The organism is Vibrio sinensis (genome assembly GCF_003605645.1).
In the GTDB taxonomy this organism is placed as follows: domain Bacteria; phylum Pseudomonadota; class Gammaproteobacteria; order Enterobacterales; family Vibrionaceae; genus Vibrio; species Vibrio sinensis.
The window spans coordinates 677,085-696,360 of sequence record NZ_QVMU01000001.1; the positions used below are offsets into that span (position 1 = coordinate 677,085).

16 protein-coding genes are annotated in these 19,276 nt (G+C 41.5%); 8 read left to right on the forward strand and 8 right to left on the reverse strand.

Features of this window, described 5'->3' with window-relative positions:
• Positions 1 to 13: 13 nt before the first annotated feature.
• Entirely contained in the window at positions 14 to 1,234 is a 1,221-nt protein-coding gene (gene nosP / locus DZ860_RS02810) for a nitric oxide-sensing protein NosP (protein ID WP_120029378.1), read from the forward strand.
• On the forward strand, positions 1,227 to 3,785 hold the full coding sequence (locus DZ860_RS02815; protein ID WP_120029379.1) for a hybrid sensor histidine kinase/response regulator: 2,559 nt from the start codon (positions 1,227 to 1,229) through the stop codon (positions 3,783 to 3,785). Before nosP ends, DZ860_RS02815 begins: the two co-directional genes overlap by 8 nt.
• Positions 3,786 to 3,927: 142 nt before the next feature.
• Here DZ860_RS02815 and DZ860_RS02820 read toward each other — a convergent pair whose 3' ends face one another.
• The gene (locus DZ860_RS02820) at positions 3,928 to 4,584 is read right to left on the reverse strand and encodes a LuxR C-terminal-related transcriptional regulator (protein ID WP_120029380.1); all 657 of its coding nucleotides are present in this window, start codon (positions 4,582 to 4,584) and stop codon (positions 3,928 to 3,930) included.
• Between the two features lie 655 nt (positions 4,585 to 5,239).
• Here DZ860_RS02820 and DZ860_RS02825 point away from each other — a divergent pair.
• Entirely contained in the window at positions 5,240 to 5,731 is a 492-nt protein-coding gene (locus DZ860_RS02825; protein WP_120029381.1) for a peptidylprolyl isomerase, read from the forward strand.
• A 108-nt stretch (positions 5,732 to 5,839) separates the two neighbouring features.
• Here DZ860_RS02825 and DZ860_RS02830 read toward each other — a convergent pair whose 3' ends face one another.
• The gene (locus DZ860_RS02830; RefSeq protein WP_120029382.1) at positions 5,840 to 6,220 is read right to left on the reverse strand and encodes a VOC family protein; all 381 of its coding nucleotides are present in this window, start codon (positions 6,218 to 6,220) and stop codon (positions 5,840 to 5,842) included.
• Between the two features lie 786 nt (positions 6,221 to 7,006).
• On the opposite strand from DZ860_RS02830, the gene DZ860_RS02835 reads away from it, so the two are divergent.
• The 5 genes from DZ860_RS02835 to DZ860_RS02855 are packed head-to-tail and all read left to right on the forward strand — an operon-like array spanning position 7,007 to position 12,045.
• Positions 7,007 to 7,951 (forward strand): dihydrodipicolinate synthase family protein, encoded by a 945-nt coding sequence (locus DZ860_RS02835; RefSeq protein WP_120029383.1) that lies wholly within the window; start codon positions 7,007 to 7,009, stop codon positions 7,949 to 7,951.
• 46 nt (positions 7,952 to 7,997) lie between these two features.
• Positions 7,998 to 8,951 (forward strand): Bug family tripartite tricarboxylate transporter substrate binding protein, encoded by a 954-nt coding sequence (locus DZ860_RS02840; RefSeq protein ID WP_165862832.1) that lies wholly within the window; start codon positions 7,998 to 8,000, stop codon positions 8,949 to 8,951.
• Positions 8,952 to 9,009: 58 nt separating this feature from the next.
• Positions 9,010 to 9,489 carry a tripartite tricarboxylate transporter TctB family protein gene (locus DZ860_RS02845; protein WP_120029385.1) on the forward strand — a complete coding sequence of 160 codons (480 nt, stop codon included), beginning with the start codon at positions 9,010 to 9,012 and terminating at the stop codon, positions 9,487 to 9,489.
• Entirely contained in the window at positions 9,489 to 11,006 is a 1,518-nt protein-coding gene (locus DZ860_RS02850; RefSeq protein ID WP_120029386.1) for a tripartite tricarboxylate transporter permease, read from the forward strand. The genes DZ860_RS02845 and DZ860_RS02850 overlap by 1 nt, the downstream gene beginning before the upstream one ends.
• Positions 10,999 to 12,045, forward strand: coding sequence for a sialidase family protein (locus DZ860_RS02855; RefSeq protein WP_120029387.1), 1,047 nt, complete (start codon positions 10,999 to 11,001; stop codon positions 12,043 to 12,045). The genes DZ860_RS02850 and DZ860_RS02855 overlap by 8 nt, the downstream gene beginning before the upstream one ends.
• Before the next feature lie 367 nt (positions 12,046 to 12,412).
• On the opposite strand, the gene fucO is transcribed toward DZ860_RS02855, so the two are convergent.
• The 6 genes from fucO to DZ860_RS02885 all read right to left on the reverse strand — a co-directional run bounded on the left by fucO (position 12,413) and on the right by DZ860_RS02885 (position 19,220).
• Complete coding sequence (gene fucO / locus DZ860_RS02860; protein WP_120029388.1) at positions 12,413 to 13,561, reverse strand: lactaldehyde reductase; 1,149 nt, start codon at positions 13,559 to 13,561, stop codon at positions 12,413 to 12,415.
• A gap of 13 nt (positions 13,562 to 13,574) precedes the next feature.
• Positions 13,575 to 14,222, reverse strand: a complete 648-nt coding sequence (gene fucA, locus DZ860_RS02865; RefSeq protein ID WP_120029389.1) for an L-fuculose-phosphate aldolase — start codon at positions 14,220 to 14,222, stop codon at positions 13,575 to 13,577.
• A 27-nt stretch (positions 14,223 to 14,249) separates the two neighbouring features.
• Positions 14,250 to 14,681, reverse strand: coding sequence for an L-fucose mutarotase (gene fucU / locus DZ860_RS02870; RefSeq protein WP_120029390.1), 432 nt, complete (start codon positions 14,679 to 14,681; stop codon positions 14,250 to 14,252).
• Entirely contained in the window at positions 14,674 to 16,119 is a 1,446-nt protein-coding gene (fucK, locus tag DZ860_RS02875; protein WP_120029391.1) for an L-fuculokinase, read from the reverse strand. Before fucK ends, fucU begins: the two co-directional genes overlap by 8 nt.
• 46 nt (positions 16,120 to 16,165) lie before the next feature.
• The gene (gene fucI, locus DZ860_RS02880) at positions 16,166 to 17,914 is read right to left on the reverse strand and encodes an L-fucose isomerase (RefSeq protein WP_120029392.1); all 1,749 of its coding nucleotides are present in this window, start codon (positions 17,912 to 17,914) and stop codon (positions 16,166 to 16,168) included.
• A gap of 355 nt (positions 17,915 to 18,269) precedes the next feature.
• Positions 18,270 to 19,220: an ABC transporter substrate-binding protein gene (locus DZ860_RS02885; protein WP_120029393.1), complete on the reverse strand. Its 951-nt coding sequence runs from the start codon at positions 19,218 to 19,220 to the stop codon at positions 18,270 to 18,272.
• Positions 19,221 to 19,276: the final 56 nt, after the last annotated feature.

Sequence of the window (19,276 nt, forward strand, 5' to 3'; positions counted from 1 at the left end):
AACAGGATAAAATATGACTAAAATAAAAACAAAATATGCAGTCAGTCGAAACCAAAGTCCAATATTGGCAAGCCAAGAAGTCTTTGATCTTTTAGATCGACCTTACAATGGTTTTGTTCTTTTTTACTGTTCTGCCGCCTATCCTCTTGAACAACTGGCCGGTGCGATGAGCAATCAATTTGGTGATGTCGAACTCGCAGGTTGTACAACCGCTGGAGAAATCACTAACGATGGCTATGAGCAAGGTTCAATTATTGCGATGTGGTTTTCACCAGAATATTTTGCCATTAGTACAGAACTCATTGAATCTATTGATTGCTTTGATCTCATCACTGCACAGACAAAAATCAATCAATTAACCGAAAAGTGTAATGCCAAAGATCTCACCTCCATTGAGAATAATACGTTTATATTGACACTCATTGATGGTCTATCGACCAAAGAAGAGCAACTTCTCAGTATCCTCAATTCCGCTGCAAACGGTATTCCCCACTTTGGCGGCTCTGCTGGTGATGATATTAACTTAGCCAACACTCATGTTTACCACCAAGGTCAGTTTATCCAACAAGCAGCCGTTGTGGTCATGGTGAATACTACTTGCCAATTTGAAGTGTTCAATTGTGATCATATTCAATCGTCAAAAGAGAAACTCGTTGTCACTGCTGTAGATGCACAGAGCCGAACCGTGTTTGAACTCAACTCAGAACCAGCGGCTCTCGAATACGCTCGCATTTTAGGAATGGATCTTAGTGACCTCAATCCTGATGTTTTCTCACTACATCCATTGGCGGTAAAAGTTGGCGGAAAATACTATATTCGAGCGATACAAAAAGTAAATACCACCGATTACAGCCTAACGTTCTATTGTGCCGTAGATACCGGCATCGTACTAAGTTCCGTTACTATGGGTAATATCATCGATTCTTTGTCAACAAAGTTGGCGTCGTTAGAAGAAAAATTACAGCAACCTGAACTTGTTCTTACCTGTGACTGCTTTTTACGTCGCCTCGAAATAGAGCAGAAGAATTTAATTTCTGGTATTGAACCCTTGCAGAAGCAATATCGAATTTTTGGTTTTAATACTTATGGTGAACACATTAATGGCATGCATCTAAACCAAACTTTTACTGGTGTTTATCTATCTGCTGGAAGCAATACTTCTCGAGAAAGCAATGCTTCCGGAGAAAACTATACTTCTGCAGGAAACTATACTTCTGGAGAAAGCAATGTGTGACCAGACGTTAACCCAGGAGATAGAACGACTTAAGCTTAAAAATAGCAAACTAGAAAAAATCAACCGAGTCCTAATGGAACGCGTTGAAGAAGGCGGTGGAAATCTAAATGAACCCTATGCCGCATTTGAGCATTCAATACATCTCGCCGAACAAGTAAAAGAGAAAACCCAAATACTGAACGAGACCTTAGCTCAACTCGAACGAAGTAATCGCGCATTGAAAAAAGCCAATGAACAAGCCAACATTTTTAAACAACGATTTATTGATGCTATTGAGAGTATTTCTGATGCGTTTGTTCTACTCGATAGCGATGGGCGTATCATTTTACAAAATAGCAATTTCGTTAACTATTGGAAAAAATCAGGATTAAGAATTGAAGAAGGAGCTAATCTCAAAGATTTTAAAGCGTTGGCTAAAACTCGAGGCATCATCTCCCAAGCATATCCGGGGGATGCCCATCATAATCCCGTCTATAAACTTTCCGACAACCGATGGTTTCAACTAAGTGAACGCCGCACTCGTGAGGGTGGTTGGGTAATGCTATACACTGATATCACGGCATTAAAAGCAGCTGAAAGTGAACGTTATGAAGAAGCGATGGCGAACAAGTCAAAGCTACTGCAAAATTTGGTCGATAACCTTTCTCAGGGTGTTGTTCTGATCAGCAGCCATAACCAAATTGAAGTTTGGAATAAACGTTTCATAGAAATGAGTAAGCTTTCGCCTAATATGTTGCGATCAATGCCCTACTTCTCGAACTTACAAAATTCGACAGAGCTTGATCTTGAACCAAAGTTTGAAAATGACTCTTACGTACAAACACTAACCAACGGTACTGTTCTGGAGATACGGGATCACCGCCTTAAAAATGGCAAGTTAGTCAAAACCTTTACCGATATCACGACTTCACACCGATATGCTGAGACACTAAAGAAAAACGAACGCTGGCTTCGACTCATTACCGATAATGTGCCGGCGATGATCGCCTATGTGGGCGCCGATCTGAAGTTCCAATTTACTAACCAAGTTTATGTTGACTGGTACGGCTTAGCCAAAGGCGATCTGTACGGCCTCAATCTTGAAAAAAGCAGTATCCATGAAGATTTTACCCAACTTCAACCCTACGTCGATCGAGCATTACAAGGGGAAAGTGTTAGCTTTGAAATAGAGTCTATAAACCGTTCAGGACAACCTGCTCACTTACTTAAATCTTATGTACCGAACAGAGACAGTAACGACGCCGTTCTAGGTTTTTTTGTTTTAGTTCGCGATATTACCGCGAGAAGAAACAATGCGTTGGCATTGCAAAAAGCTCACGATCTTCTCGAAATCAGAGTAAAAGAACGAACTTCACAGCTACAAGAACTCAACGATAGGTTAATAGACGAAGTAGAAGAACGTCGCCAAGCACAATTCAACCTAGTCGCTGCAAAAAGCGAAGCGGAACTAGCAAACATATCCAAAACAAAATTTCTAGCAGCTGTCAGCCATGACTTATTACAACCGCTCAATGCTGCACAGTTATTTACCAGTTCCCTAACTGAACAACTTTCAGATAGAGAGGCCACCTCTTTGCTGGGGTCCATTACCAATTCGCTAGACGACTTAGAAAACCTGATCTGTACTTTAGTAGATATATCTAAATTAGATGCTGGCGTTGTAAAAGCGGATAAGAGCGCTTTTAACCTAGGCGAATTACTCAATAATCTAGCTAATGAATATCAACATATTACCGACCAGTTTGGTGTTACGCTGCACCATATTTCTTGCGATGTCATCGTGCACTCTGATAGCGTTTTATTAGCTCGCATTTTGCGCAACTTCCTTTCGAACGCATTTCGATATACTGACAACGGTAAAGTTTTATTAGGTTGTAGACGACAAGGTGATTCGATTTCAATTCAAGTGTGGGACAACGGTGCTGGGATTGCCAAAGATCAACTCGATGAGATATTCAAAGAATTTAAACGACTAAAATCCTCACCTAAAGCTTTTAGTAACGGTCTAGGGCTTGGTCTTGCTATCGTCGATAAAGTCGCAAAAGTACTCGAACATCCCATTCAAGTTAACTCAACCGAAGGCAAAGGTTCCATGTTTTCCGTTACTGTCCCGCTTGGAAAAATGAGCCAAACGCCAGTAAGCAATGATATTACCAATCGAATACTCGCTAATACGGATTTAGCTGGTCGCAAAATCTGGTTTATCGATAACGAAACCAGTATCTGTGAAGCTATGTCTCGATTATTAGGGGGCTGGCAATGTGATGTAGTGACAGCAATTAGCCTTGAAGAACTGCGTAGAAAAACCGATATTTTTGACGAACACGTAGATATATTAATCACCGACTATCACTTAAATGATGATATTAACGGACTTGATGTTGCCAATGAAATAAATAAAATGAGAAACAAGCCGTTGCCTACACTCATGATCACAGCAAACTACAGTGAAGAATTAAAAAACCAAGCAAAAATTAATAATATTTTGGTATTAAACAAACCGGTCAAGCCAATGAAATTGAAAACAACTATGCTCTACTTACTTAAGTAAATTTTTTCTATCTAACAATTTATTGAGATTAAGTTAAAAATTCACAATAAGTATATTTATTCATCGTACAGAACAATATTGTCAAGCAAAACTAGGATAGACATATTGCTATCCTAACTTTTTAGTCACAATGAATTGCGTTTTAGCGTTTTAGGTATTGGCTAAAATCAATATCACTACAACCGAGAACAGCTTGGACACGATTGGAAACACCAAGCTTTTTCAAAATGGAAGAGACATGGGACTTTACCGTGGTTTCCGACACATTCAAATTATAGGCAATTTGCTTGTTAGCCTCCCCTTTCGTCATACACTTCAAAACCATTAATTGGCGTCGTGTTAACGAAGATAGCATCTCAGGGAGAAGTGGCGATTCTTGCTTAGACGTAGGTGCTGCTTGATTACGGATAATATCTGCGGGTAGATAGATATTGCCCTCTAATACTGTCGCAATGGCATCTGCTATCATTTCTTTAGATGATGACTTAGCAATAAATCCAACGGCGCCATACGCAATGGTTTGTAAAATCACCTGTTTTTTGTTCTCTGCAGATACGACAACAACAGGCGTAGTTGGGCACTCATTGATCAGATCCAGCAAACCATTGAGCCCGGACATCCCCGGCATATTCAGATCAAGTAAAATAAGATCGATATCATCATGGCTTTTAGCAAATAATAAAGTAGATGCAATATCTTCCGTTTCATAGGTAGTGCTGGTAGGAAACTTACTCGCGAAAATATGCACTATCGCATCCCTAAACAGCGGATGATCATCCGCGATCAAGACCTTGTACATGAGACTGCCTCTCTATTGTTAGACCTATTAGTCAGCTTAACTGAATAAGCTTTCAATACAAGCGCATCTCTTCATCCATTAGTCGTAGAAAAGGCTAAATTAATCGCATATATATGTTAAATTTCAACATCTATCAAATTTCACGTAATTTATCTTCTCACTAGCAACTTAATAAACACGCTATCTGGTCAAACCACAAGGTATATTTGTAATAATTAAATAACGACCTAATCGCTATGATCGTATTATTTAAATTCCAATTGAATGGCAGCATTTTCTTCAAAAGAACATTAGAACATTAGAACATTAGAACATCTTCAGTTTCCTGATTGAAAATCACGCTATGCACAATAGCTTTTAAATTTCAGGTAGACGGCAAACATGAAAGCCATCTGAGCATGGGTGAAGTCTGTAATTGAATTGGACGAACGGAGGTCACACCGCTGCAATTTCATGTAGTACGGAGTAGTTCAAGTAACCTCTAGGTGTTTGGATATAACTGAGTGGATGATGAACCACGGATCACTTCCCCTCAATCTATCTTCAGTTACATGCATTCTTAACTGACTTAGCCTCAAAAATTCACGGCTTATCGATAGATTAGCGTATACTCTCTGTTATATAACTTAAACATACATCTATAGAGCTACACTGCATGATTATTTTTACAACTAACTTTGGTGACATCGAGATTGAACTTAATGTGGAACGTGCTCCTGTAAGTTCAAAGAACTTTCTCCAATACTGTGAAGAAGGCTTCTATGAGGGTACCATTTTTCATCGAGTTATCGACGGTTTTATGATTCAAGGTGGTGGTCATACCAAAGATATGAAAGAAAAGCCGACTCGTGCACCAATCGTCAATGAAGCAAACCGTGGTCTTAAAAACACCATCGGTACTATTGCCATGGCGCGTACAGATGCACCTCACTCAGCAACGGCACAATTTTTCATCAACTTAGATGACAATGATTTTCTTGATCACACCGCAACGACAAATCAAGGTTGGGGATACGCAGTATTCGGAAAAGTCTCCGCTGGTATGGACGTAGTCAACAACATTGCGAAAGTTCACACGACTTCAACGCGTGGTCATGATGATGTACCTCTAGACACCATTACTATTAGCAAAGTCACGATCAAATAAGTCATTTATCCACGGATATGACAAATATTTGATAATACAAAACGCCCAAGCACAAGCTTTGGGCGTTCTTCTTACTGAATACGGTGACACGTTCATTAACAGTGAGACTCAGTTTTCTGAATGTAAGCCAATAACATTACCTTCCGTATCACCAACCACGCTGATGAAACCAAATTCCCCAATCGCCATTTTGGGTACATGCACTACACCACCAATCGCTTCTGCTCTGGACTCTTCAACACGACAGTCAGCACAAGAGAAGTAGACTAATGTACTGTTCCCTCCCGCTTTCACACCATCCATTTTAGCCAAAGCTCCTGTGGCTCCATACCCCTCCATGTTGCTAGGAAATGTCCACATTTCTATGTCCATTTTCGCTGGGCTTTCGAGCTTATCTAAAGTGACATCAAGCAATGCCTCATAGAAAGTTCTCGCCCTATCCATATCATCAACGTAAATTTCAAACCAACATACCGGATTCCCGTTCATTACCCACCTCTTTTTTCTCAATTTTGTCTGATCTAATTGAGCATAGTGCAAATAATCACTCTTATTGTCTCATAGTTAGATTTTCGCACGGTTAATCAGCTCTTACGTGATGATAAACTCATGCTGTAGCATGTTGAATGTTTATTTTATATAATAATCTTCTACTTATTAATATAATTAATTTTATAAAAAGCAGAATCACCACACATATTCAAAATAAAAATTCCATAGATTAATTATTTCACTCATAAGTCATTAAATAAAAACAACAGGCAACAAACTGATAGTAAAAATTATAACATGTACAGTAATCACCAATTTAATCGTGCTAGAATTAAAACTAACAACTATAAACACAAAGAAAATATCTTATTAACAATAGAGTTTAAATATGATCAAACTCTAATTAACAGCATTCTCTAATATATTGGAAAACGTTGTTTTCATTATATTTATAGTGATCAAGGTAACATTCACATATCTATTTTATTATCATTGAGTTGAGAATAGTCACACTTCACGAACGTGGTCATTGTTTAACCAATCAGCTACGGATATAAACAAGCTAACTCGTGTTAGCTTGTTGTGATGTATGTTGATAGAACCTTACCACTACTGATTTTGTATGAATAATAGCGACCTTTTTACTATTCGTGTTCAGGCAAAATATCAAGCAGTGCTATCGCTATATCATCCCAATAAACCAAACACTTCACTAATACTCATTTTCGTAAAACGATGACGCAAGCGTGGCACGTCATGCCAATAGGAAGGTAAGGAGTCATTATGTATAACTCAACCCAATTAAAATCACTGCAAGATGGTGTAGTCCCTGTCATGCTGACGCCTTTTACAGACGACCTCCAGATTGACTACCCAAGCTTAGAACGGCTGATCGAATGGTACATATATAACGGTGCAAAAGGGCTATTTGCGGCATGCCAATCAAGCGAAATCATGCATTTAAGCGATAGTGAAATGCAACAACTCGTTGCTTTTATTGTAGAAAAAACCGCAGGTCGAGTTCCAGTCATCGCTTCAGGGCATACCGCTGATAGCTTGGAAGATCAAATACAGCAATTACAGGGGATGGTTGATGCAGGAGTTGATGGTCTAGTGCTTATTACTAACCGCTTAGGCCCGCAATCGGCAAGCGACAATGATGTAATTGAATATATGGAGAAACTCCTAGTCGCACTACCTTCCAGCATTCCGATGGGATTGTATGAATGTCCATCACCTTGGAAAAGATTACTCAGTAATGATCTTCTACAATGGTGTGTCGATTCTGGCCGTTTTACTTTCCTAAAAGACACATGCTGCTCAACTGAAATCTTGGCTCAACGCCTAAATATTACTCGTCATACACCATTTAAAATTTACAATGCCAATGGTCCTACGTTATTAGAGTCACTAAAAATGGGCGCGGCTGGCTATAGCGGAGTGATGGCGAATTATCACTGCGAATTGTACGCATGGTTGTGTCAACACTACCAAGAAGAGTCTGCTCTAGTCACCGAAGTTGGCGATTTTCTCTCGATTACTTCACTCAGTGAAACTGTCGCTTATCCTGTTTCCGCTAAGTACGCCCAAAAACAACTTGGTGTTTTTAATACGACTCGCAGCCGTACGCTTGATGACAATATTTTTTACCACAGTGCCAACATTGCGGTCATCGAACACCTGCAACGTTTAGCACAAACTTACCACAATAAAATAGAACAAAACTAATCTAACGTGCCTGTAACCTACAAATATGTAAATGGAGTATACAAACATGAAAACTAAGAGTTTATTGACCGCTCTGTTCAGTTTCAGCTGCTTAATGGCCCCGGCTGCTGCTTTGGCGGATTTTCCGGACAAGGACATCACTATCATTGTTCCAAAATCGCCAGGTGGCGGCACTGACATTACAACTCGAGGGTTGATTCAATTTGCCAAAGAACATGTAGATCACAATATTATCGCTGTAAATCGTCCTGGAGCTGGCGGCGTTACAGGCATGGTACAAGCAGCAAACTCAAAACCAAATGGCTACACTCTTGTGATGACAACGGTTGAGCTTGATATTTTGCCACACATGAATCGCTCTCCAATCGATTACACGGCATTCAAATACATCGTCGCTCCAATCGCTGAGCCAGCAGGTCTTATCGTGCCAAAAGACAGCCCATTTAATAGCGTCGAAGAGTTTGTTGCTCATGCGAAAGCAAACCCAGGCAAACTACGTGTGGGCAACGCAGGTGTCGGTTCAATTTGGCATCTTGCGTCAATCGCAATTAAGCAACAATACGACATTCAATTTGTTGACGTCCCTTACGCAGGGGGGAGTTCGGAAGCCGTCGCGGCATTGATGGGGCAACACTTAGATGCAATCACCGTTGGACCTGGTAATGCTAACAGCCAACTACAAGCAGGCGAATTAAAACTTCTCGGCATTATGGGTGAAGAACGCCTACCTATGTTCCCAAATGTCCCAACATTTAAAGAACTGGGTAACGATTTTATTGTTCGCGCATGGGCAGCATTAGCCGTTCCAGTGAAAGTTTCCGATGAACACTATAAAACTCTTTCAACCATTTTCACCAATGCGATGGCAGAGCCGGGATTTGTCGAATTCATGAACAACCAAGGTATCGAAGTCAACGACATGAATGTTGAACAAGTCAACAAAATGGTGGCTGAAGATAACGAATACTATAAAGAGCTGATTAAGCAAATCACCCTTTAAATTGTCCTTACGGTAGTCGCTTTGCGGCTACCGTTTTCATTGCAAGTCAGGTGTGCTTATGATTAGTCTGATTCTCGCTATCGTTTTTATTTCACTCGGAATAGCCGTTTTACTATACGCCAACCAATTCGAATATTCGTCTATGGGAGGAGATCCTTTAGGGCCGATGTTTTTCCCACAAGCATTGGCATGGGCACTTATCTGTCTATCAGTGATTGTCATTGTACAGCGCATAAGAGAAGGCCAATTAAAAGACCATGTGCAAGTTTGTGTTGTTACATTACCATTGCTCAGCGCAATCTATGTCGCCGCCTTATTTAAGTTCGGGTTTATATTAAGCACCTTACTTTTTGTTTTACTAATCACACCTTATTTTTGTCATGCGACGCAGTTTTCCCTGAGTGTTTATGCGACTGAGGTTCGAACTTGGCTACGTCGACCAAGCATCTACGCGTTATTGTTATTTTTATTTGTTCTCGTATGGGGAGTGTTCATTCAATTCCTCTATATTCCGTTACCACTATGGGGTGAAGCATAATGGACGTGATTATTGATGCATTTATTGCAGCTTGTTCTCTCTCAAACCTATTGCCGGCCCTGTTTGGTGTGGTTGTCGGCATTGCGATAGGAGCCTTGCCTGGATTTTCCGTTACTATGGGGGTTGCTGTACTTTTCCCTCTTACACTTATGTTTACGGGAAATGGCGGCATCATGATGCTACTCGGCATTTATGTTGGTGCAGTCTACGGTGGGTCTATTTCGGCCATACTTTTAAACACTCCTGGCACTCCTGCCTCGATGGTTACCACCATGGAAGGCTACCCTCTTACGCAACGAGGAGAAGGAGACAAAGCTTTAGCTCTCTCTACGGGAGCCTCTTTTATTGGGGGAATAGTCAGTGCTGTCGTATTAACCTTTCTCTCGCCTGCATTAGCCAAATTCGCGCTAAAATTCTCTGCACCTGAATATTTCATGTTAGCCGCGTTTGGGCTTAGTGTGATAATCTCGATCAGCTCTGAGAACCTAACGAAAGGTTTAATTGGCGGTGTATTAGGCCTATTTATTGCAACCGTAGGGGTGGACAGCTTTACTGGATATACTCGTTTTACATTCGATACCATGTTTTTAATGAGTGGTATTAGCTTTGTCCCTATCTTAATCGGACTATTTGCGTTCTCTCAAATAATAATTAATACCCTCGATGGTAATATGAATGCGAGCGATAAAGTGGATGTAAATACGTCATTTCGCAAAACGCTTTCTCATTTAAAACTGCTCACTAAACTAAAAGCAACCCTTGCCAGATCGAGCCTCATTGGTACGTTTATTGGTGCGATTCCTGGAACTGGAGGCGATGTTGCCGCGTTTATTTCCTATAATGAAACGCGCCGCTCAGCTAAAAAGGGAGAAACATTCGAAAACGGCAACCTAAGAGGATTGGTTTCTCCTGAAAGTGCAAACAATGCCGTCACCGGTGGTGCTATGGTTCCTTTACTTACACTCGGCATTCCTGGTGATGCTGTCGCTGCTATTATTCTCGGCGCATTTATGATTCAGGGCTTACAGCCAGGCCCATTGTTATTCGTAGAGAATGCAAGTGATATGTATATGATTTTTGCCGGTCTATTTCTGGTCAATATCATGATGTTCACGCTCGGCATTTTTGGCGTTCGCTATTTCACCAAAATTACGACCGTACCACGACCTCTCCTAAATACTTTAATTCTCGTGCTGTGTGTTATCGGTTCATACAGTATCAATAACAATGCTCTTGATGTGTTTGTGATGATTTTCTCTGGGTTTGTCGGTTACTTCTTAATACGCGAAAAGTTTGGTGTTGCACCGATAATTCTTGGCATCATTTTGGGCCCTATGCTTGAAAGCAATTTACGCCGAGCACTCATATTATCCGATGGAAGCTATGGGGTTTTCATTGAAAGACCGATTGCATGTATCTTGTTGATATTAACTCTTCTATCCCTCACGACTCCACTGGTTAAGCGATGGTTAAATTCGCGTCACAACAATCAATCGGCGGACAGTTCTCATGGTTAATTTGAATAACATAGAAAAACAGATAGTGTTTGAATCACATCAAGTGCCCTTTGCTCAATGCCATGCATCAACACTACTCGTTTTACCAAACAATGAAATCCTCGTCGCTTATTTTGCTGGCACTAAAGAGGGTGAAAATGATGTCGGTATCTGGCTATCAAGACAAAGGATGGGCCATTGGCTAGAGCCAATAAAAATCGTGGACTCCCCTGATACCGCAAATTGGAATCCTGTATTGCATATTGAATCAGGAACTATTTGGCTTTTTTTCAAATCCGGCTCTGATGTACAGCAATGGACCACTGAATTTGTCATTTCCAAAGACTATGGGCAAACTTGGTCTGCTCCACTCCCCTTGGTAGAGCACAGCCTAACACCACGAGGGCCGGTAAAAAACAAGTTAACTCGGTTAAGTAATGGATACTGGCTCGCTCCTAATTCAATAGAAAATAGCCATCACTGGGATGCTTTTTGTGATCGTTCAGCAGATCAAGGCAAGAGCTGGGACTTAGTCCCAATCCCTCTGAAACACTATCCACCAGAGACAACCAACTCTGATGGTAAATGGCAAGGGTTGGCAGACGGAGCATTGTGGGAGACTGAACCTGAGAAAATTTTCACTTGGGATGGCGTCATACAGCCCTGCATATGGGAGTCGACACCAGCAAACGTTCATATGCTAATGCGCAGTACACGGGGTAGGATTTATCGCAGTGATTCGGCTGATTATGGAAAAAACTGGTGTGAGGCGTATGCAACGCAACTACCCAACAATAATAGCGGAATCGACGTTATTAAATTCGATGATATATTGGCCCTAATATACAACCCAGTATCAGGTAACTGGGCTCCTCGAACTCCGCTCTCTCTTAGCTTTTCACAAGACAACGGAACAACTTGGTGTCCCCCTATTCACCTCGAAACTGAGCAAGGTGAATACTCCTATCCTGCTATTATCTATCAAGAAAACTGCTTACACATTACTTACACTGACAAACGAAAAACGATTGTTTATCAGCGAATTAAAATCAATGTATAGCGGTTAAACTGTCTCTTTTCCCACGATGCTTTTAGTGTTTTTACCGCTTAATGCATAAGCCAGTTGAATCTTCTGCTGGCTATCCCCCCCCATTCTTCTTTCCATGTTGCTATTTCTGACATGTTCAGTTGTGTTTATCGTTCGCTCTTAAGGGCGTTCATTCGGCTTTTAGGATGTTCCGTGAGGGTTTGAAGTGGCTTAGATATCGGCTAGAGTAGCTTTTGACGAGTGGTTAAAAATATTCAGACATCAAATGTTCTGTAATAATAAAAATAGCCTCCACCATCATAAACGGTAGAGGCTATTTAACTAAAGAGCCTCTACCGTTTATGATGGTGGAGGCTATTTAACTAAAGAGCCTTAAAGGTTATAAGCAAGCGCAATACAACTCTTCGATTTCTTCAGGTGTTGGCTGACGAGGGTTACCGCCCAAACATGGGTCAGCTAACACTTTATCAATCCAGTTATGGCAGTCTTCTTTATTAATTCCTAAGGTCGCAAGACCTGTTGGAATACCGACACGGGCGGACAAGTTACGAATCAGTGCAACTGCCAAATCTGCCGCTTGTTTGTTGTCTAGATCCAAGGTATCTCCACCCATGACTTGGGCGATATCGCGGAAGCGTTCTGGGAATTTCTCTGCGTTAAACGCACATACTTGAGGAAGCAAAATCGCGTTACACACACCATGTGGTAAGTTATGTGTCGCGCCTGGTTGGTGCGCCATTGCGTGAACTAACCCCAAACCTGCACTGTTAAACGCCATTCCTGCTAAGAACTGCGCATTAGCTAACTGTTCTCGAGCTTCAATATTTTGACCATTTTCTACCGCAACAGGTAGCCATTGAGTAATCAGCTTAATCGCTTCTAATGCTGTGGGCTTAGTCAGTGCATGTGCGCCAGGAGTCACGTAAGCTTCAACGGCATGCGTTAGCGCATCCATCCCGGTTGCCGCCGTCACATGAGGAGGTAAATTTACCATCAAAGTAGGATCGTTAACCGCGATGTCAGGAATTTGTTTCGCGTCAATGATAACCATTTTCACTTGTCGTAACTCATCAGTAATTACAGAGTTTGATGTCATCTCAGCGGCAGTGCCGGCTGTAGTATTGATAGCGATAAAGAAATCACCTGCATTCTTCACCTTACCAACGCCATCATAGTCCACAATATCGCCTGGGTTTGACGCTACGATGCGAATCGCTTTGGCACAATCAACAGGGCTACCACCACCAACCGCGATAAGACAATCACATCCAGATTCAGTGTAAACTGCCAATCCTTCACGTACCAATGTCGCTGTTGGATTAGGTGTCACCTTATCAAACAAAACGTAATCTAGATCTGTTTGTTCAAGCAGTTCAAATAAGTGTTCCAAAATCCCCAGCTCGACGAGGTTTTTATCTGTCACAACCAACACACGCTTAACGGGTTGCTGAGTTAACGAAGTGATTGCATCATCAACTGCGCCAACACCTGAATAACTCAATTTGGGTAAATTTAATGCAAATGCCATGATAATAACTCCCTTATTTTTCTACGCGCAAACCGTAAGACTTGAATTTTTCAAGCACGACTTGCATTGATTCATCATCCAATGTCGGGGCATCAGGTGTCACCGCGAGGATTTTCAAATAAAGATCTGCCAATACTTCAACTTCATGCGCAAGCCACAATGCTTTTTCTAAATTCACTTCGCCGGCAATTAAACCATGATGCTGTAGTAGTATCGCTTTACTCTTAGTGATTCCCTCCTCCACATATTCAGCCAGTTTTGTACTGCCAAATGTCGCATAAGGAACACATGGAATTTCAGTGGTTCCAGAAGCGGCAACCATATAATGGATCGCTGGAATTGATTTGTTTAAGATAGAAACTGCAGCACAGTTAATCGCATGGTTATGGACTACGGCGTTTATATCATCACGCTGTTTATAGCAAGTCAGGTGAAATAACCACTCAGAAGACGGTAACTTACCCTCTTCAAAGCTGCCATCTTCTGCCACATAAACAATATGGTCTGGCGTTAGTTTCTCGTAAGGGATCCCCGTGGGTGTAATGAGCATCCCGTTATCAAAACGTACACTCACGTTACCAGCAGTTCCTTGATTGAGGCCTAGGCGTGTCATTTCTAGGCAAGTGTCGATAATTTGTTGTGAAAGCTCTACTCGATTCATTTTGATATTCCTTAAACAGACTATTTATTAAGAAGTTGTCACGCCTTTTTTGAGGATGATGTTGCCATATTTTGCTGTTTCTCCCGTCAGCACTACGGCATAGCATTGTTTAACGCGTTCGTAAAAAGCGAAACGTTCAACTCTCTCTACATGCTCTACAGTTACGTTTGCTTGTGACATCGACTGGAGGTATTTTTCTTCGACCGATGGGTCTAGCTCATCACCTGGGACGGCTTGCATCATAATGAGTGGCTGCGGTACGTATTGATCTAATTCAAATAAGGGAGTGACACCTAGCAATAAAGTATCAACTCCTACTCCATCACAACGTATAACATTGCAGCTAAACGTATGGGCTGGAAAGTGTGCATCGGCAAACAAAATTTCATCGCCATGTCCCATCTCAGATAAGGTGGCTAGTAGCTTTGGTGAGAGTGCGGGATGAATACCTTTAAGCATGAGTGATCTCCTTTTCTGATTCCGTCATCGATAACGGAAGAACAACGCGCAGTGACGGCTTCATGTTTTGTTGTGCGACTTGAATACTTGGGTAATAACCCGCCCCATAGAACCCGAACATTGCGGCTCCAATAACGGTGGCTTCAGTCTGTTCAACAATATGCAGAGGACGTTGCAATACTTCTGCTCTTAATTGATTCCATAACGGATTTTTTGTACCGCCACCAACAACGACAACAGGCCCGTCGTTGAGTTGACAAAGTTGATTTAAATAATCGAAACGCTGCTTAAGTTGGTGACTTAACCCCTCAAAGACCGCTCTAACTATCTGGCCACGAGTTGTATGGATCGATAGCCCTTCAATGCTACCTTGACCAATACCGTGAGAGTCAGTGTTAAAGTTAGGAGTAAAGACGACTCCACCAGCTCCCTCACCAGCCTCTTGAGCTTCATGGATCATCGTTGCATATAGCGTTCCACTCGCTTGTTCAACTGTGTAGAACTGATTCGCTACCCACTCAACCACCGCACTGGATAGCCATTGAGTCGCTGGGTTATACAAACCTCGAACAGAATCCAATTCGACAGTAACACCATGCTCAAGCGCTTGTTTATTCAATGTTGGCCGTTGACTACGCGCCATTAATATTTCCCATGTCCCGGAACTTAAAAAAGCTTGGTTTTCTTCAGCCCCCGAACCTACTAAGGCGAATTGAGTATCATGACCTGCGGATATCACAGGTATGTCACTATGCACGCCAAACAATTGAGCAATATCAGAATGAATAATGCCAACTTGCTCACCTGCCATAATTAAAGGTGGAAAACTTGTTGCTGTAAGATTCAAATAATCGAGTACTTGCAAGTTCCATCCGCCAGCATCGAGACTGGTCATCATGGAGGTCCCCGCCATGGTATAATCCGTACTCAAAACTTGAGTTAGCTTGTGCGTAATCATTGATGAAATGAACACAAACTTATCCATTTTTTTGTACGTCTCTGGTTGGAACTCTTTAAGCCAGCGTAATTTGTATAAGGTGTTGAAGCTGTAATCACCAATGCCATTGATACGATATAAGTCAAGGCGATCCAACTCTTCCTCTACACGCATCATCATGGGTATCGTCCGAGGGCATTTCCAGGAGATTATTGGGTAAATCTGCTGTCCGTTGCTATCAAACGGTGCACCATCTACACCAAATGTGGTTACTGTAAATGCGACAACATTCTCAGCACCGACTTGAGTGATAACTCTTTGAGTGCACTCAGTAAGCTTTTGCCAAATTTCTTCAAAATCCCACACATGAAAATCAAGATTGTTCTCATCGTGTTTAGTTGCATTTTTAATGAAATGGGAAGCAACGATATTTCCCTCTGGGTCAATGGCGATGGCACGGAGGTTGGTCGCACCACAATCTAAAACAATCACTACTGACATAGAGACTCCTAGTTGGGCGGGAAACTTGCCCGCCCATTATGGTTACTTATTTATATAAAGGACCGAAGTTCGCGCAAGCTCGGTAATCTTGCCCTTCTTTGTCCTGACCAAATGCACTCCATGTGTGAGGGCGGAACACTTCTTTACTTTCCACGTTATGCATAGCGACAGGAATGCGCAGCATTGACGCTAGAGTAATAAGATCAGCGCCAATATGGCCCGAAGAGATAACACAGTGGTTCGCTCCCCAATTTGCCATCACTGAATAAACATCTTTGAACGCACCCTCACCATTTAAGCGAGGAACAAACCAAGTCGTAGGCCACGTCGGGTTGGTTCTTTCATTCAAGGTTTCATACACACCCTGTGGTAATGATACTGAGTGACCTTCAGCGATCTGTAGAACTGGACCGACACCTTTGATGATATTGATGCGATGCATGGTAAAGGGCATACCGCCATGTGTTAGGAAATTTGAAGAGAAACCGCCGCCACGGAAATATTCAACGTCCGCTGGTGGCCATTTAGTTGCGCTTAAGCACGCCTCCGCATCTTGCGCTGTCATATCCCAATGAGGTTTGATCACAGATTCACCATTCTCATCTCGAGATTCACCACAACCATCAAGAGCTGCTGAACCTGAGTTGACCAAATGAATGAAGCCAGATTCAGGACGGTAGCCGCTTACGCGCTCAACCGAATCTTGTGACCAATATGTACGTACGTCGCAGAAAATTTGAGCCTGCCCTGTCAACATCTTGCCAAACAACATATTAACGCCATTCAAGCAGTCATTTTCTGTCGCTATAACAAATGGTTCACGAATACCATTCCAGTCAAACGAAGAGTTAAGAAGAGCTTCACTAAAGTCACCGTTTGGTAGATGATCTGTCCAATGACGCTGCCCTTGGAAACCACCAGCAACCGCGTTATAACCCATCGCTTCTTCGCCGAAGCCCATTTCCGCTAATTTAGGATTCCCTTGCATCATGTCGCGCATGATCATGGTCATCTTAACCACAGTTTCCCAATCTTGTTCTTTACGTTCTTCCGTCATTACAACTTTGTTGTAATCTTTTCCTTCATGACAATGCTCTTTTGTCCAACCTAGGGCTAACTCAAACTCTTCTTTGTCAAAGATTTCACGATCAAGACGACGTTTGATTTCCGTCATATCGACGTACTCATTGCGCATACCGAGATAATGTTGGAAGAACGGCTGATCCACAATTGAACCTGCGATACCCATCGACACTGAACCCATTGATAAATAAGACTTACCACGAATACTTGCCACTGTCAGACCTGCACGACAAAAGCGCAGAATCTTATCTTGAACATCACTTGGAATAGACGTGTCATCTTTGTCTTGAACTTCTTCGCCATAAATAGAGAAAGCTGGTAAACCGACTTGAGAATGGCCAGCCATCGCCGCAGCTAAGTACACAGCTCCTGGGCGTTCAGTTCCGTTAAAACCCCAAATCGCCTTAGGCATATGTGGGTCCATATCAATTGTTGACGTTCCGTAACACCAACAAGGTGTCACAGTAATAGATAGCCCTACATTTTCTCGTTTAAATTGCTCAGCACATGCAGCCGCTTCTGCAACACCACCAATGGTAGAGTCTGCTATTACGCATTCTACTGTCGCACCATTTGCGTGTTTAACGTTCTCGTTAATAAAGTTGGCAAGATTCTTAGCCATGTTCATTGTTTGCTCTTCAAGAGACTCACGAACACCAAGACGACGACCATCAATAGTAGGGCGAATACCGATTTTCACTAAGTTGCTCATTTTAATATTCTCTCATTACGTTAAATTTAATAACTTTGATTTCATTCTTAAGCTAAGTCATTATGGAAAAATCAAAGACAATTAATTACATTAGATGACTGCCATTTCATATAATGACCTTGGAAAAGCAATCAAAAAAACAGCTATTTTTTCTTGAGATAAAACAAATCAAAAATTAGACAATACAAATAATTACACAGTTATTAGCCAGGTATTAATATTATTTGCATTTATTTTATATATAATTTATATAGAGGCATTGATATATAAAACAACAAATAATAGCACTAAGCCTATTTCATATACTCATTAGATTGATGAGGGTGTTTTTTACCCTCATCAAACGTTATTAAGGCTACTTACCAAATGGATATAGCAGCGTATGCATCTCTGGATCATTAATATTATCTGATGTGACCACTTTTACTGGAATATCAATAACGTTAGATACTTTTTTGCCTTCCAATACATTATAAAGTGTGGTCAAACCTTGATAACCGATTTGATAAGCATCTTGAACAACAAAACCTTGAATCGTGCCAGCTTTAAGGAATGCAATAATACCTTCTGTATTGTCAAAGCCCATTACTTTAAGTTTTCCAGCTAAACCTAAACTATCTATAGCGTTGCCCACCCCCAGAGTTGCTCCCTCGTTCGTTGCATAGACAGCGGCTAGATCTGGATTTGCTCGCACCATATCGATGGTCTTATCCATCGCTTTTTGAGGGTCACCATCACTATATTGAACTTCAAGTACTTCAATATTTGGGAATTTTTCTGCCATTGCATCAATGAAGCCTTGTGAACGCTCAACAGCACTCTGAGTTCCCGCAACGTGCGCAATAATACCCACCTTGCCTTTACCATCAATCATATTTGCTAATGTCATCGCCGCGTCTGCGCCAGCTTTAATATTATTGGTAGCAATAAAACTCTTAGGAATATCGGAGTTAATACCAGAGTCGAACGTAGCAATTTCAATACCGCGCGCTTTCGCTTCTTCAGCCGGAACCACTAACGCATTCGAATCTAGTGCTGCCAACAAAATGGCATCAGGACGACGAGCCATCATGTCTTCCATCAATTGAATCTGCTCTGAAACTTGCGTTTCTGCAGCAGGCCCAACAAAGCTCGTTTTCACTCCTAGCTCTTTCGCTGCGGTATCGGAACCTAATTTAACGGTTTGCCAAAATTCATGTTGATAACCTTTACTAACGACCGGAATATAAATGTCATCTTTTGCTTGTGCGGTACCCATCCCAACCATTGCTAATGTAGCAAGTAAAGTGAGTTTGATTGATTTCATTATAAATTCTCCAATATTATATTGTAGGGTCTATCTTCTAATTAATAGAATCTGTT

What these genes read in the sequence shown, in the direction of transcription:
- nosP (WP_120029378.1), top strand. Translation starts at nt 14, where the DNA reads ATGACTAAAATAAAAACAAAATATGCAGTCAGTCGAAACCAAAGTCCA.
- DZ860_RS02815 (WP_120029379.1), top strand. Translation starts at nt 1,227, where the DNA reads ATGTGTGACCAGACGTTAACCCAGGAGATAGAACGACTTAAGCTTAAA.
- DZ860_RS02820 (WP_120029380.1), bottom strand. Translation starts at nt 4,584, where the DNA reads ATGTACAAGGTCTTGATCGCGGATGATCATCCGCTGTTTAGGGATGCG.
- DZ860_RS02825 (WP_120029381.1), top strand. Translation starts at nt 5,240, where the DNA reads ATGATTATTTTTACAACTAACTTTGGTGACATCGAGATTGAACTTAAT.
- DZ860_RS02830 (WP_120029382.1), bottom strand. Translation starts at nt 6,220, where the DNA reads ATGAACGGGAATCCGGTATGTTGGTTTGAAATTTACGTTGATGATATG.
- DZ860_RS02835 (WP_120029383.1), top strand. Translation starts at nt 7,007, where the DNA reads ATGTATAACTCAACCCAATTAAAATCACTGCAAGATGGTGTAGTCCCT.
- DZ860_RS02840 (WP_165862832.1), top strand. Translation starts at nt 7,998, where the DNA reads ATGAAAACTAAGAGTTTATTGACCGCTCTGTTCAGTTTCAGCTGCTTA.
- DZ860_RS02845 (WP_120029385.1), top strand. Translation starts at nt 9,010, where the DNA reads ATGATTAGTCTGATTCTCGCTATCGTTTTTATTTCACTCGGAATAGCC.
- DZ860_RS02850 (WP_120029386.1), top strand. Translation starts at nt 9,489, where the DNA reads ATGGACGTGATTATTGATGCATTTATTGCAGCTTGTTCTCTCTCAAAC.
- DZ860_RS02855 (WP_120029387.1), top strand. Translation starts at nt 10,999, where the DNA reads ATGGTTAATTTGAATAACATAGAAAAACAGATAGTGTTTGAATCACAT.
- fucO (WP_120029388.1), bottom strand. Translation starts at nt 13,561, where the DNA reads ATGGCATTTGCATTAAATTTACCCAAATTGAGTTATTCAGGTGTTGGC.
- fucA (WP_120029389.1), bottom strand. Translation starts at nt 14,222, where the DNA reads ATGAATCGAGTAGAGCTTTCACAACAAATTATCGACACTTGCCTAGAA.
- fucU (WP_120029390.1), bottom strand. Translation starts at nt 14,681, where the DNA reads ATGCTTAAAGGTATTCATCCCGCACTCTCACCAAAGCTACTAGCCACC.
- fucK (WP_120029391.1), bottom strand. Translation starts at nt 16,119, where the DNA reads ATGTCAGTAGTGATTGTTTTAGATTGTGGTGCGACCAACCTCCGTGCC.
- fucI (WP_120029392.1), bottom strand. Translation starts at nt 17,914, where the DNA reads ATGAGCAACTTAGTGAAAATCGGTATTCGCCCTACTATTGATGGTCGT.
- DZ860_RS02885 (WP_120029393.1), bottom strand. Translation starts at nt 19,220, where the DNA reads ATGAAATCAATCAAACTCACTTTACTTGCTACATTAGCAATGGTTGGG.